The organism is Clostridioides sp. ES-W-0016-02, from assembly GCF_020641035.1.
Taxonomy (GTDB): Bacteria; Bacillota; Clostridia; order Peptostreptococcales; family Peptostreptococcaceae; genus Clostridioides.
On sequence record NZ_CP061361.1, the window covers coordinates 144,151 to 157,878 of the forward strand.

Below are 13,728 nucleotides of genomic sequence, written 5' to 3' on the forward strand. Positions count from 1 at the left end.
ACACATGTGAAGTTTGTTTGTTGGCGACGTGTACTAGCACTTTAAGCAACGAGATTTATTCGTTGGCGCTGTGCGTTAGCACTTTGAAAACTGCATATATATATTTAGTGATATGACATCTAATTTGTAATATATAAAGCTGATAACTTTTAAAAATTATCGAAGTTGATAGCTTCTAATCTATCAAACCTTTTTAACTGGTCAAGTTATTAAGGGTGCAGGGCGGATGCCTTGGCACTAGGAGCCGATGAAGGACGCGATAAGCTGCGATAAGCTTCGGGGAGTTGCACGTAAACTTTGATCCGAAGATTTCCGAATGAGGAAACTCACTTAGAGTAATGTCTAAGTATCATTAAGTGAATACATAGCTTAATGAGGGGAACTCAGGGAACTGAAACATCTAAGTACCTGAAGGAAGAGAAAGAAATTCGATTCCGTAAGTAGCGGCGAGCGAACGCGGAATAGCCCAAACCAATAAAGTTTTCTTTATTGGGGTTGCGGACATATCTTAAACGAAGAGGTATCGTAATTGAAGAGGTTTGGAAAGACCCACCACAGAAGGTAATAGTCCTGTATGTCAAACGAGAAAACTTCAGATATGATCCAGAGTACCACGGGACACGTGAAACCCTGTGGGAAGCAGGAGGGACCACCCTCCAAGGCTAAATACTACCTAGTGACCGATAGCGTATAGTACCGTGAGGGAAAGGTGAAAAGAACCCCGGGAGGGGAGTGAAATAGAACCTGAAACCCTGCACTTACAAGCTGTGGAAGCACATTTCTTGTGTGACCGCGTACTTTTTGTAGAACGGGCCAACGAGTTACGTTAAGTAGCAAGGTTAAGCACTTAAGGTGTGGAGCCGTAGCGAAAGCGAGTTTTAACTGAGCGTTCAGTTACTTGACGTAGACCCGAAACCGGGCGACCTACCCATGAGCAGGATGAAGCGAAAGTAAAATTTCGTGGAGGTCCGAACCCACGAGCGTTGAAAAGCTCGGGGATGACTTGTGGGTAGCGGTGAAATTCCAATCGAGCCCGGAGATAGCTGGTTCTCCCCGAAATAGCTTTAGGGCTAGCCTCAAGGTGAGAGATACGGAGGTAGAGCACTGAATGTCCTAGGGGGTATTGCACCTACCGAAGACTATCAAACTCCGAATGCCGTCATCTTATACTTGGGAGTCAGACTGTGGGTGATAAGATTCATAGTCGAAAGGGCAACAGCCCAGATCGTCAGCTAAGGTCCCTAAATGTAAGTTAAGTGGTAAAGGATGTGGGATTGCACAGACAACCAGGATGTTGGCTTAGAAGCAGCCACTCATTCAAAGAGTGCGTAATAGCTCACTGGTCGAGTGATCCTGCGCCGAAGATTTCCGGGGCTAAAACTTACTACCGAAGCTACGGCATCAGTAATGATGGGTAGGGGAGCTTCCCATACGGGTTGAAGCATGACCGTAAGGACATGTGGACAGTATGGGAGTGAGAATGTTGGCATGAGTAGCGAGATGTGGGTGAGAATCCCACAGGCCGTAAACCCAAGGTTTCCAGGGGAAGGTTCGTCCGCCCTGGGTTAGTCGGGACCTAAGCTGAGGCCGAAAGGCGTAGGTGATGGACAACAGGTTGATATTCCTGTACTACCGATAACCGTTTGAGAGATGGGATGACACAGTAGGATAAGCTAAGCACACTGTTGGTTATGTGTGCCCAAGCATTGAGGCAGTCAGAGTAGGTAAATCCGCTTTGATAATGCTGGGATGTGATGGGGAGCGAAATTTAGTAGCGAAGTAGCTGATTTCACACTGTCAAGAAAAGTCTCTATCGAGGTTAAAGGTACCCGTACCGCAAACCGACACAGGTGGGTGAGGAGAGTATCCTAAGGCCCGCGAGAGAACTGTTGTTAAGGAACTCGGCAAAATGACCCCGTAACTTAGGGATAAGGGGTGCCACCATACGGTGGCCGCAGAGAATAGGCCCAAGCGACTGTTTACCAAAAACATAGGTTTCTGCTAAGTCGCAAGACGATGTATAGGAGCTGACGCCTGCCCGGTGCTGGAAGGTTAAGGGGATCTGTTAGAGTAATCGAAGCAGTGAACTTAAGCCCCAGTAAACGGCGGCCGTAACTATAACGGTCCTAAGGTAGCGAAATTCCTTGTCGGGTAAGTTCCGACCCGCACGAAAGGCGTAACGATTTGGGCACTGTCTCAACAACAGACTCGGTGAAATTGTAATTCCGGTGAAGATGCCGGATACCTGCGACAGGACGGAAAGACCCCATGGAGCTTTACTGTAGCTTGACATTGGGTCTTGGTACTACATGTACAGGATAGGTGGGAGGCTTTGAAACCAGGACGCCAGTTTTGGCGGAGCCATCCTTGGGATACCACCCTTGTAGTACTGGGACTCTAACCATAGGCCATGAATCTGGTCTTGGGACACTGTCAGGTGGGCAGTTTGACTGGGGCGGTCGCCTCCCAAAAGGTAACGGAGGCGCTCAAAGGTTCTCTCAGTACGGTCGGAAATCGTACGTAGAGTGTAAAGGCAAAAGAGAGCTTGATTGCAAGACATACAGGTCGAGCAAGGATGAAAATCGGACTTAGTGATCCGGTGGTTCTGCGTGGAAGGGCCATCGCTCAACGGATAAAAGCTACCCTGGGGATAACAGGCTTATCTCCCCCAAGAGTCCACATCGACGGGGAGGTTTGGCACCTCGATGTCGGCTCATCACATCCTGGGGCTGTAGTAGGTCCCAAGGGTTGGGCTGTTCGCCCATTAAAGTGGTACGCGAGCTGGGTTCAGAACGTCGTGAGACAGTTCGGTCCCTATCCGTCGCAGGCGTAGGAAATTTGAGGAGACCTGTCCTTAGTACGAGAGGACCGGGATGGACGTACCTCTGGTGTACCAGTTGTTCTGCCAAGGGCATGGCTGGGTAGCTATGTACGGAATGGATAAGCGCTGAAAGCATCTAAGCGCGAAGCCAACTTCAAGATAAGATTTCCCACCGCAAGGGTAAGACCCCAGAAAGACTATCTGGTTGATAGGTCGAAGGTGTAAGTGCAGCAATGTATTTAGCTTATCGATACTAATAGGTCGAGGACTTGACCAATATTATTTGATGTTCATTGATTAAAATATATATGTAGTTTTTAGAGTGTTAACTCTATGTATTTAAATTTGTCAATAATTAGAGATTTTTAAGAATTTTATAAGCTTAAAATCGAATGAAAAAAGTATTGACATAATAAGACAAATATGTTATTATAATACTTGTCTTAGAAAAAAGATAAATGAAAATTTAGACAATAATCTGGTTATAATAGCAGAGAGGATACACCTGTTCCCATTCCGAACACAGAAGTTAAGCTCTCTAGCGCTGATGGTACTTGGTGGGAAACTGCCTGGGAGAGTAGGACATAGCCAGGTGATGTGCCGAAGTGGCGGAACTGGCAGACGCACAGGACTTAAAATCCTGCGGGACTTACCTCTCGTACCGGTTCGATTCCGGTCTTCGGCACCAAATTATTGTGGGCCATTAGCTCAGTTGGTTAGAGCGCCCGGCTCATAACCGGTAGGTCTGGGGTTCGAGTCCCTGATGGCCCACCACAATAATTTAAAGAACTTTGAAAATTAAACAGTAGGTTAATTTATAAAACAAGAAACAAACCATAAAGCCAGATATTTAGATAACAATAGTATCTGAGCCTGATAAACTTTTATTTGAGAGTTTGATCCTGGCTCAGGATGAACGCTGGCGGCGTGCCTAACACATGCAAGTTGAGCGATTTACTTCGGTAAAGAGCGGCGGACGGGTGAGTAACGCGTGGGTAACCTACCCTGTACACACGGATAACATACCGAAAGGTATGCTAATACGGGATAACATATTTGAGAGGCATCTCTTGAATATCAAAGGTGAGCCAGTACAGGATGGACCCGCGTCTGATTAGCTAGTTGGTAAGGTAACGGCTTACCAAGGCGACGATCAGTAGCCGACCTGAGAGGGTGATCGGCCACATTGGAACTGAGACACGGTCCAAACTCCTACGGGAGGCAGCAGTGGGGAATATTGCACAATGGGCGAAAGCCTGATGCAGCAACGCCGCGTGAGTGATGAAGGCCTTCGGGTCGTAAAACTCTGTCCTCAAGGAAGATAATGACGGTACTTGAGGAGGAAGCCCCGGCTAACTACGTGCCAGCAGCCGCGGTAATACGTAGGGGGCTAGCGTTATCCGGATTTACTGGGCGTAAAGGGTGCGTAGGCGGTCTTTCAAGTCAGGAGTGAAAGGCTACGGCTCAACCGTAGTAAGCTCTTGAAACTGGGAGACTTGAGTGCAGGAGAGGAGAGTGGAATTCCTAGTGTAGCGGTGAAATGCGTAGATATTAGGAGGAACACCAGTTGCGAAGGCGGCTCTCTGGACTGTAACTGACGCTGAGGCACGAAAGCGTGGGGAGCAAACAGGATTAGATACCCTGGTAGTCCACGCTGTAAACGATGAGTACTAGGTGTCGGGGGTTACCCCCCTCGGTGCCGCAGCTAACGCATTAAGTACTCCGCCTGGGAAGTACGCTCGCAAGAGTGAAACTCAAAGGAATTGACGGGGACCCGCACAAGTAGCGGAGCATGTGGTTTAATTCGAAGCAACGCGAAGAACCTTACCTAAGCTTGACATCCCAATGACATCTCCTTAATCGGAGAGTTCCCTTCGGGGACATTGGTGACAGGTGGTGCATGGTTGTCGTCAGCTCGTGTCGTGAGATGTTGGGTTAAGTCCCGCAACGAGCGCAACCCTTGTCTTTAGTTGCCATCATTAAGTTGGGCACTCTAGAGAGACTGCCAGGGATAACCTGGAGGAAGGTGGGGATGACGTCAAATCATCATGCCCCTTATGCTTAGGGCTACACACGTGCTACAATGGGTAGTACAGAGGGTTGCCAAGCCGTAAGGTGGAGCTAATCCCTTAAAGCTACTCTCAGTTCGGATTGTAGGCTGAAACTCGCCTACATGAAGCTGGAGTTACTAGTAATCGCAGATCAGAATGCTGCGGTGAATGCGTTCCCGGGTCTTGTACACACCGCCCGTCACACCACGGGAGTTGGAGACGCCCGAAGCCGATTATCTAACCTTTTGGAAGAAGTCGTCGAAGGTGGAATCAATAACTGGGGTGAAGTCGTAACAAGGTAGCCGTATCGGAAGGTGCGGCTGGATCACCTCCTTTCTAAGGAGAATTGCCTACTGTTTAATTTTGAAAGTTCTTTATGAACTTCATATTTGGGGGTGTAGCTCAGTTGGGAGAGCACTTGCCTTGCAAGCAAGGGGTCAGGAGTTCGACTCTCCTCATCTCCACCATTAAGAGTATATTACTTAAATCTTCGATTTATCTAGTAGCCTCTTACATGCACTTTTAGCTTATCTTTAGACAAGCTATGTGCGTTAGCACTTTAAGCAACGGAATAAACTGAACACATGTGAAGTTTGTTTGTTGGCGACGTGTACTAGCACTTTAAGCAACGAGATTTATTCGTTGGCGCTGTGCGTTAGCACTTTGAAAACTGCATATATATATTTAGTGATATGACATCTAATTTGTAATATATAAAGCTGATAACTTTTAAAAATTATCGAAGTTGATAGCTTCTAATCTATCAAACCTTTTTAACTGGTCAAGTTATTAAGGGTGCAGGGCGGATGCCTTGGCACTAGGAGCCGATGAAGGACGCGATAAGCTGCGATAAGCTTCGGGGAGTTGCACGTAAACTTTGATCCGAAGATTTCCGAATGAGGAAACTCACTTAGAGTAATGTCTAAGTATCATTAAGTGAATACATAGCTTAATGAGGGGAACTCAGGGAACTGAAACATCTAAGTACCTGAAGGAAGAGAAAGAAATTCGATTCCGTAAGTAGCGGCGAGCGAACGCGGAATAGCCCAAACCAATAAAGTTTTCTTTATTGGGGTTGCGGACATATCTTAAACGAAGAGGTATCGTAATTGAAGAGGTTTGGAAAGACCCACCACAGAAGGTAATAGTCCTGTATGTCAAACGAGAAAACTTCAGATATGATCCAGAGTACCACGGGACACGTGAAACCCTGTGGGAAGCAGGAGGGACCACCCTCCAAGGCTAAATACTACCTAGTGACCGATAGCGTATAGTACCGTGAGGGAAAGGTGAAAAGAACCCCGGGAGGGGAGTGAAATAGAACCTGAAACCCTGCACTTACAAGCTGTGGAAGCACATTTCTTGTGTGACCGCGTACTTTTTGTAGAACGGGCCAACGAGTTACGTTAAGTAGCAAGGTTAAGCACTTAAGGTGTGGAGCCGTAGCGAAAGCGAGTTTTAACTGAGCGTTCAGTTACTTGACGTAGACCCGAAACCGGGCGACCTACCCATGAGCAGGATGAAGCGAAAGTAAAATTTCGTGGAGGTCCGAACCCACGAGCGTTGAAAAGCTCGGGGATGACTTGTGGGTAGCGGTGAAATTCCAATCGAGCCCGGAGATAGCTGGTTCTCCCCGAAATAGCTTTAGGGCTAGCCTCAAGGTGAGAGATACGGAGGTAGAGCACTGAATGTCCTAGGGGGTATTGCACCTACCGAAGACTATCAAACTCCGAATGCCGTCATCTTATACTTGGGAGTCAGACTGTGGGTGATAAGATTCATAGTCGAAAGGGCAACAGCCCAGATCGTCAGCTAAGGTCCCTAAATGTAAGTTAAGTGGTAAAGGATGTGGGATTGCACAGACAACCAGGATGTTGGCTTAGAAGCAGCCACTCATTCAAAGAGTGCGTAATAGCTCACTGGTCGAGTGATCCTGCGCCGAAGATTTCCGGGGCTAAAACTTACTACCGAAGCTACGGCATCAGTAATGATGGGTAGGGGAGCTTCCCATACGGGTTGAAGCATGACCGTAAGGACATGTGGACAGTATGGGAGTGAGAATGTTGGCATGAGTAGCGAGATGTGGGTGAGAATCCCACAGGCCGTAAACCCAAGGTTTCCAGGGGAAGGTTCGTCCGCCCTGGGTTAGTCGGGACCTAAGCTGAGGCCGAAAGGCGTAGGTGATGGACAACAGGTTGATATTCCTGTACTACCGATAACCGTTTGAGAGATGGGATGACACAGTAGGATAAGCTAAGCACACTGTTGGTTATGTGTGCCCAAGCATTGAGGCAGTCAGAGTAGGTAAATCCGCTTTGATAATGCTGGGATGTGATGGGGAGCGAAATTTAGTAGCGAAGTAGCTGATTTCACACTGTCAAGAAAAGTCTCTATCGAGGTTAAAGGTACCCGTACCGCAAACCGACACAGGTGGGTGAGGAGAGTATCCTAAGGCCCGCGAGAGAACTGTTGTTAAGGAACTCGGCAAAATGACCCCGTAACTTAGGGATAAGGGGTGCCACCATACGGTGGCCGCAGAGAATAGGCCCAAGCGACTGTTTACCAAAAACATAGGTTTCTGCTAAGTCGCAAGACGATGTATAGGAGCTGACGCCTGCCCGGTGCTGGAAGGTTAAGGGGATCTGTTAGAGTAATCGAAGCAGTGAACTTAAGCCCCAGTAAACGGCGGCCGTAACTATAACGGTCCTAAGGTAGCGAAATTCCTTGTCGGGTAAGTTCCGACCCGCACGAAAGGCGTAACGATTTGGGCACTGTCTCAACAACAGACTCGGTGAAATTGTAATTCCGGTGAAGATGCCGGATACCTGCGACAGGACGGAAAGACCCCATGGAGCTTTACTGTAGCTTGACATTGGGTCTTGGTACTACATGTACAGGATAGGTGGGAGGCTTTGAAACCAGGACGCCAGTTTTGGCGGAGCCATCCTTGGGATACCACCCTTGTAGTACTGGGACTCTAACCATAGGCCATGAATCTGGTCTTGGGACACTGTCAGGTGGGCAGTTTGACTGGGGCGGTCGCCTCCCAAAAGGTAACGGAGGCGCTCAAAGGTTCTCTCAGTACGGTCGGAAATCGTACGTAGAGTGTAAAGGCAAAAGAGAGCTTGATTGCAAGACATACAGGTCGAGCAAGGATGAAAATCGGACTTAGTGATCCGGTGGTTCTGCGTGGAAGGGCCATCGCTCAACGGATAAAAGCTACCCTGGGGATAACAGGCTTATCTCCCCCAAGAGTCCACATCGACGGGGAGGTTTGGCACCTCGATGTCGGCTCATCACATCCTGGGGCTGTAGTAGGTCCCAAGGGTTGGGCTGTTCGCCCATTAAAGTGGTACGCGAGCTGGGTTCAGAACGTCGTGAGACAGTTCGGTCCCTATCCGTCGCAGGCGTAGGAAATTTGAGGAGACCTGTCCTTAGTACGAGAGGACCGGGATGGACGTACCTCTGGTGTACCAGTTGTTCTGCCAAGGGCATGGCTGGGTAGCTATGTACGGAATGGATAAGCGCTGAAAGCATCTAAGCGCGAAGCCAACTTCAAGATAAGATTTCCCACCGCAAGGGTAAGACCCCAGAAAGACTATCTGGTTGATAGGTCGAAGGTGTAAGTGCAGCAATGTATTTAGCTTATCGATACTAATAGGTCGAGGACTTGACCAATATTATTTGATGTTCATTGATTAAAATATATATGTAGTTTTTAGAGTGTTAACTCTAAAGAATCTAGTTTACTAGTTTCAATAACTTAATAGTAATATTAAGCATAAAGATTATGTGGTTACAATAGCAGAGAGGATACACCTGTTCCCATTCCGAACACAGAAGTTAAGCTCTCTAGCGCTGATGGTACTTGGTGGGAAACTGCCTGGGAGAGTAGGACGTAGCCACGTTGAATATTCCAAGGTAGCTCAACGGTGGAGCAACCGGCTGTTAACCGGTAGGCTGTGGGTTCGAGCCCCACCCTTGGAGCCAAAAAAGCCGAAGTGGCGGAACTGGCAGACGCACAGGACTTAAAATCCTGCGGGACTTACCTCTCGTACCGGTTCGATTCCGGTCTTCGGCACTTATAAAACAATATCGCGGAGTGGAGCAGTTGGCAGCTCGTCGGGCTCATAACCCGAAGGTCGTAGGTTCGAGTCCTGCCTCCGCAACCATTAAAATGGCTCGTTGGTCAAGAGGTTAAGACACCGCCCTTTCACGGCGGTAACAGGGGTTCAATTCCCCTACGAGTCACCAAAAAACAATTAAATAAGCGGGTGTAGCTCAATGGTAGAGTTCTGGCCTTCCAAGCCAGCTGTGAGGGTTCGATCCCCTTCACCCGCTCCAAAAAATGGGATCATAGCTCAGCTGGGAGAGCACCTGCCTTACAAGCAGGGGGTCGCAGGTTCGAGCCCTGCTGGTCCCACCATTTGCGGCCTGGTAGTTCAGTTGGTTAGAATGCCAGCCTGTCACGCTGGAGGTCGAGGGTTCGAACCCCTTCCAGGTCGCCAAATTAAATAAGCGGGAATAGTTCAGTGGTAGAGCGCAACCTTGCCAAGGTTGAAGTCGCGAGTTCGAATCTCGTTTCCCGCTCCATAATGATTTGGGTGCATAGCTCAGCTGGATAGAGCAACGCCCTTCTAAGGCGTGTGTCCGGGGTTCGAATCCCTGTGCGCTCATTAAGAAAAGTTTACTATATTTATAGTAAACTTTTATATTGTTTAAAAAGACACAGGATACATGCATGTCACCTGTGTCTTTTTCTTTATAAATATAAAATTATATAAGAGTTACATTATATTCATTAATATTGTAATCATATTAATGGTAATGTATAATAGTCTACAAGAAGTTTATAGAAAGATTTATTGCATAGATTTAATTAATTAGTAAATAGGCTCATATACATTATACTGTATACTTTATAGTACTAAGATATTAAAATACTATTTAAATTTATAAATTAATTTCTTATACTGAAAAAGAACGATGAAATCTACTATGAAATACTAGAGATTCTAAATACTTGATAATATAGTGCTTGTAGATTATTGTATTAAATGAATTGTTATACTTATAAGTAATATATCTATGACTTTGAAATAGATAAGTTGTTTTAATTATTTTTATAATAAAAGATAATTTCTAGAAAAGATACATAATAAGATATTAATAGAACTTGATATAAATTATTTATAAGGTAAATTATTAGTATAAGATAAAAATAATATTACTAATATAATATTAATAGAAATATAGAAATAATGTTACAATTTTATATAATTAATAAATAGATTATTAAATTTATTGTAGCAAACATATATTGAAAAATAATATGTATTTTGAAATAGATTTTATAGTATAAAATTGCATCAAGGCGCGAGTACTATTTTGTATTCGCGCCTTGATGATTTGAATTATTTAAACTAGATTTAACTTTAATAAAAAATATATATTTAATGAGCAATATTTTTAATGTATTTAGAGATTATTTAACAATCTCAATCTATAAAAATAGAATTATTTACACAAAAGTTAAATAGTTTGTATAGAGTTAGATTTATATAGTATAATACATAGTGTAAATAATTAAGAAGTTATCGAACAGGAGGATAAAACTGTGTTAGATATAAATTCTTTTTTAAATGAATTTTTTAATATAATATTAAGAATGAGTATATATGATTTAATTGACATATCCATAGTAGCATATATTTTTTACAAAATATTTATGTTTATAAAAGATACAAGAGCAGAACAAGTATTTAAAGGTATAATATTTCTTTTGCTAGCAACTCAACTTAGTAACACTTTTAAATTGCATACCGTTTATTGGATATCTCTTAAGGCTCTGGATTATGGAGTTATAGCAGCTCTTATAATTTTTCAGCCAGAATTTAGAGCAGGACTTGAACATATAGGAAGAGCAAAGTTTAATTTATTTGGAAAAAATGTAAATACTTCAGAAGAAACTCTTAATAGAACTATAGAAGAGATTGTAGAAGCTTTATATTCACTTTCTAGACAAAAAATAGGAGCTCTTATCATAATGGAGAGAGAAACCAGAATAAGTGATATAATAAATACAGGAACTATAATTGATGCTGAAATTTCTAGGCAATTATTGATAAATATATTTATACCAAATACACCATTACATGATGGCGCTGTTGTAATTAGAGATTCTAAGGTAAAGGCAGCTGCATGTTTCTTGCCGTTGACAGAGAGTAAAGATTTAAGTAAAGATTTAGGCACTAGACATAGAGCGGGAATAGGTGTAAGTGAAGTATCTGACTGTATAACACTAATCGTATCAGAGGAAACTGGAGGCGTATCAATTGCTAAAGCTGGTAAGTTATATAGAGATATTTCTAGAGAAAGAATGATGAATATATTACGTAGTAATCTAAAAACGAATACGGAAACAAGAAGTTTTTTCAAAGGTGGTATATTTAAATGATAAATAGACTAAAAAATAATACCAAAATAAAAATAATATCATTTTTAAGTGCAATTGCTTTATGGATGTATGTCATGGCTGTAGTTGACCCTGAAGAAACTAGAGGGTTTGAAGATATACCTGTATCTATAAGTAATATGAGTGATTTAAATGATAAAAATCTTGTTATATATCCAGACGAAAAATTAACAGCAGATGTGTATATAAAAGGTAGTTTATCAAAGGTACAAAAAGTTAAAAAAGAAGATATACATGTATATGGAACTGTTGAAGACCCAATACAAGGTAAGAAGGAAGTATATTTAAAAGCAAATATTCCTCAAGGTGTTACTTTAGAATTTAAGCATGACGTTTTAATAGTAAATCTTGAGAAAAATATAAAAGAAAAAAGAGATATAAAGGTAGAAGTAAGTGGAAATTCTAAAAGAAATATAGATAAAATTGAACTGAATAAAAATTATGTCGATATATCGGGTCCAATGAGTCTAGTTAAGGAAGTTAAGAATATAAGAGCTAATCTAAATGTAGGTAATGAGACAGAAGATTTCTCTAAAAAATTGGATTTAATACCTTTAAATAGTGATGGAACTAAGGTTGAAGGTGTGACACTAAGTTCAAATTCTGTAACAGCAAGTGTACAATTATTAAAAGAAAAAACTGTACCAATAAGAGTAGATTTAAAGGATAATAATCAAGATAATAATACATTGAAAAATTATAAATTAAGTAAAGATGAAGTTAGCATAAAAGGTAAAAAAGAAAGTATAGACAAAATAAATTATATTAAGACAAAACCTATTGATTTAGTTGATTTAGCTAATGGAGAGGAAAAAGAAGTGAGTCTAGAGATTCCAGAAGGAATAACTATTGATGATAGCTCTATAACTATAAAACTAAATGAAACAAAACAATTAAGTGCTGAGTTTGTATATAGTTCAGAAGATATTATGTTAAGAAATATTCCAGCAAATATGGACAATCCGAGTATAATTTTTACTGGAGATATTCAAGTTGTTGTAGAATCAACAGAAGATTTAAGTAAGCTAAATAAAAAAGATATTTCGTTATATATCGATTTATCAGAAGCACCTACTGAAAATGGTAAATATAAAATAAAATATGAAACAACATATCAATTTAAAAAAATAAATATAGAACCTAATATTGTTGAAGTGGAATGAACAAATATTTTGAATATTTAGTTGTTACAAGATGCGACAAAAAAATCTATAAAATTAAGTTTGTTAATTTTATGTTTTTGTTGCATCTTGTTTATTTTAGTTATATTATAAAATAAGGACAATGAGATATTTGTTAAATCTAAAAAGTGTTAGATATATGAAAAAAGACTGATAAATAGATTTAAATAAATATTTTTGAATTAAATATTTCAATTATCCCTAGGAAAACGTTGCTGAACGAGTTATAATTTAATTGAGATATAAAAGTTCTATTTCAAAAAATTCAAGATGAGGTGGAAATGCATGAGAAGTTTTGAAGAAGTAATTAAGTTTGCAAAAGAAAGAGGACCTAAAACTATATCAGTAGCATGTTGTCAAGATAAAGAAGTTTTAATGGCAGTTGAAATGGCTAGAAAAGAAAAAATAGCAAATGCCATTTTAATAGGTGATATAGAAAAGACTAAAGAAATTGCAAAAAGCATAGACATGGATATCGAAAATTATGAAGTAATAGATATAAAAGATTTAGCAGAAGCATCTCTAAAATCTGTTGAATTAGTTTCACAAGGAAAAGCCGATATGGTAATGAAAGGCTTAGTAGACACATCAATAATACTAAAAGCAGTTTTAAACAAAGAAGTGGGTCTTAGAACTGGTAATGTATTAAGCCACGTAGCAGTATTTGATGTAGAGGGGTATGACAGATTATTTTTCGTAACTGATGCAGCTATGAACTTAGCTCCTGATACAAATACTAAAAAGCAAATCATAGAAAATGCTTGCACAGTAGCACATTCATTAGATATAAGCGAACCAAAAGTTGCTGCAATATGCGCAAAAGAAAAAGTAAATCCAAAAATGAAAGATACAGTTGAAGCTAAAGAACTTGAAGAAATGTATGAAAGAGGAGAAATCAAAGGTTGTATGGTTGGTGGACCTTTTGCAATAGATAATGCAGTGTCTTTAGAAGCAGCTAAACATAAAGGTATAGATCATCCTGTAGCAGGAAGAGCTGATATATTATTGGCTCCAGATATCGAAGGTGGCAATATATTATACAAAGCTTTAGTATTTTTCTCAAAATCAAAAAATGCAGGAGTTATAGTTGGAGCTAAAGCACCAATAATATTAACTTCTAGAGCAGATAGTGAAGAAACTAAGCTTAACTCAATAGCCTTGGGCGTTTTAATGGCAGCAAAGGCTTAAATTTAAGGGGGA

3 protein-coding genes, 12 tRNA genes and 5 rRNA genes are annotated in these 13,728 nt (G+C 41.6%); all 20 read left to right on the forward strand.

The window, feature by feature from the left end; translation table 11 throughout:
* Positions 1 to 199: 199 nt before the first annotated feature.
* Positions 200 to 3,098, forward strand: a 23S ribosomal RNA gene (locus IC758_RS01005).
* A 200-nt stretch (positions 3,099 to 3,298) separates the two neighbouring features.
* Positions 3,299 to 3,415: ribosomal RNA gene (gene rrf / locus IC758_RS01010) — 5S ribosomal RNA — on the forward strand.
* A 5-nt stretch (positions 3,416 to 3,420) separates the two neighbouring features.
* Positions 3,421 to 3,509 (forward strand) — tRNA-Leu (locus IC758_RS01015).
* Between the two features lie 9 nt (positions 3,510 to 3,518).
* Positions 3,519 to 3,595 (forward strand) — tRNA-Ile (locus tag IC758_RS01020).
* A gap of 110 nt (positions 3,596 to 3,705) precedes the next feature.
* Positions 3,706 to 5,208, forward strand: a 16S ribosomal RNA gene (locus tag IC758_RS01025).
* A gap of 55 nt (positions 5,209 to 5,263) precedes the next feature.
* Positions 5,264 to 5,339: transfer RNA gene (locus IC758_RS01030), tRNA-Ala, on the forward strand.
* A 312-nt stretch (positions 5,340 to 5,651) separates the two neighbouring features.
* Positions 5,652 to 8,550: ribosomal RNA gene (locus IC758_RS01035) — 23S ribosomal RNA — on the forward strand.
* Between the two features lie 113 nt (positions 8,551 to 8,663).
* Positions 8,664 to 8,780: ribosomal RNA gene (gene rrf, locus IC758_RS01040) — 5S ribosomal RNA — on the forward strand.
* The 16S, 23S and 5S rRNA genes sit together here with 12 tRNA genes alongside, the layout of an rRNA operon.
* A gap of 7 nt (positions 8,781 to 8,787) precedes the next feature.
* Positions 8,788 to 8,862: transfer RNA gene (locus tag IC758_RS01045), tRNA-Asn, on the forward strand.
* 5 nt (positions 8,863 to 8,867) lie between these two features.
* Positions 8,868 to 8,953 (forward strand) — tRNA-Leu (locus IC758_RS01050).
* Positions 8,954 to 8,968: 15 nt separating this feature from the next.
* Positions 8,969 to 9,044, forward strand: a tRNA-Met gene (locus IC758_RS01055).
* 7 nt (positions 9,045 to 9,051) lie between these two features.
* Positions 9,052 to 9,126: transfer RNA gene (locus tag IC758_RS01060), tRNA-Glu, on the forward strand.
* 16 nt (positions 9,127 to 9,142) lie between these two features.
* A tRNA-Gly gene (locus IC758_RS01065) sits at positions 9,143 to 9,216 on the forward strand.
* 6 nt (positions 9,217 to 9,222) lie between these two features.
* Positions 9,223 to 9,298 (forward strand) — tRNA-Val (locus IC758_RS01070).
* A 5-nt stretch (positions 9,299 to 9,303) separates the two neighbouring features.
* Positions 9,304 to 9,380, forward strand: a tRNA-Asp gene (locus IC758_RS01075).
* Between the two features lie 10 nt (positions 9,381 to 9,390).
* Positions 9,391 to 9,465 (forward strand) — tRNA-Gly (locus tag IC758_RS01080).
* Positions 9,466 to 9,474: 9 nt separating this feature from the next.
* Positions 9,475 to 9,548 (forward strand) — tRNA-Arg (locus IC758_RS01085).
* Positions 9,549 to 10,489: 941 nt separating this feature from the next.
* Positions 10,490 to 11,329, forward strand: coding sequence for a diadenylate cyclase CdaA (gene cdaA, locus IC758_RS01090; RefSeq protein WP_227434523.1), 840 nt, complete (start codon positions 10,490 to 10,492; stop codon positions 11,327 to 11,329).
* Positions 11,326 to 12,510 (forward strand): YbbR-like domain-containing protein, encoded by a 1,185-nt coding sequence (locus IC758_RS01095; protein ID WP_227434524.1) that lies wholly within the window; start codon positions 11,326 to 11,328, stop codon positions 12,508 to 12,510. Before cdaA ends, IC758_RS01095 begins: the two co-directional genes overlap by 4 nt.
* Positions 12,511 to 12,813: 303 nt before the next feature.
* A complete protein-coding gene (ptb, locus tag IC758_RS01100; protein ID WP_227434525.1) occupies positions 12,814 to 13,716 on the forward strand; it encodes a phosphate butyryltransferase in 903 nt (300 codons plus the stop codon).
* Positions 13,717 to 13,728: the final 12 nt, after the last annotated feature.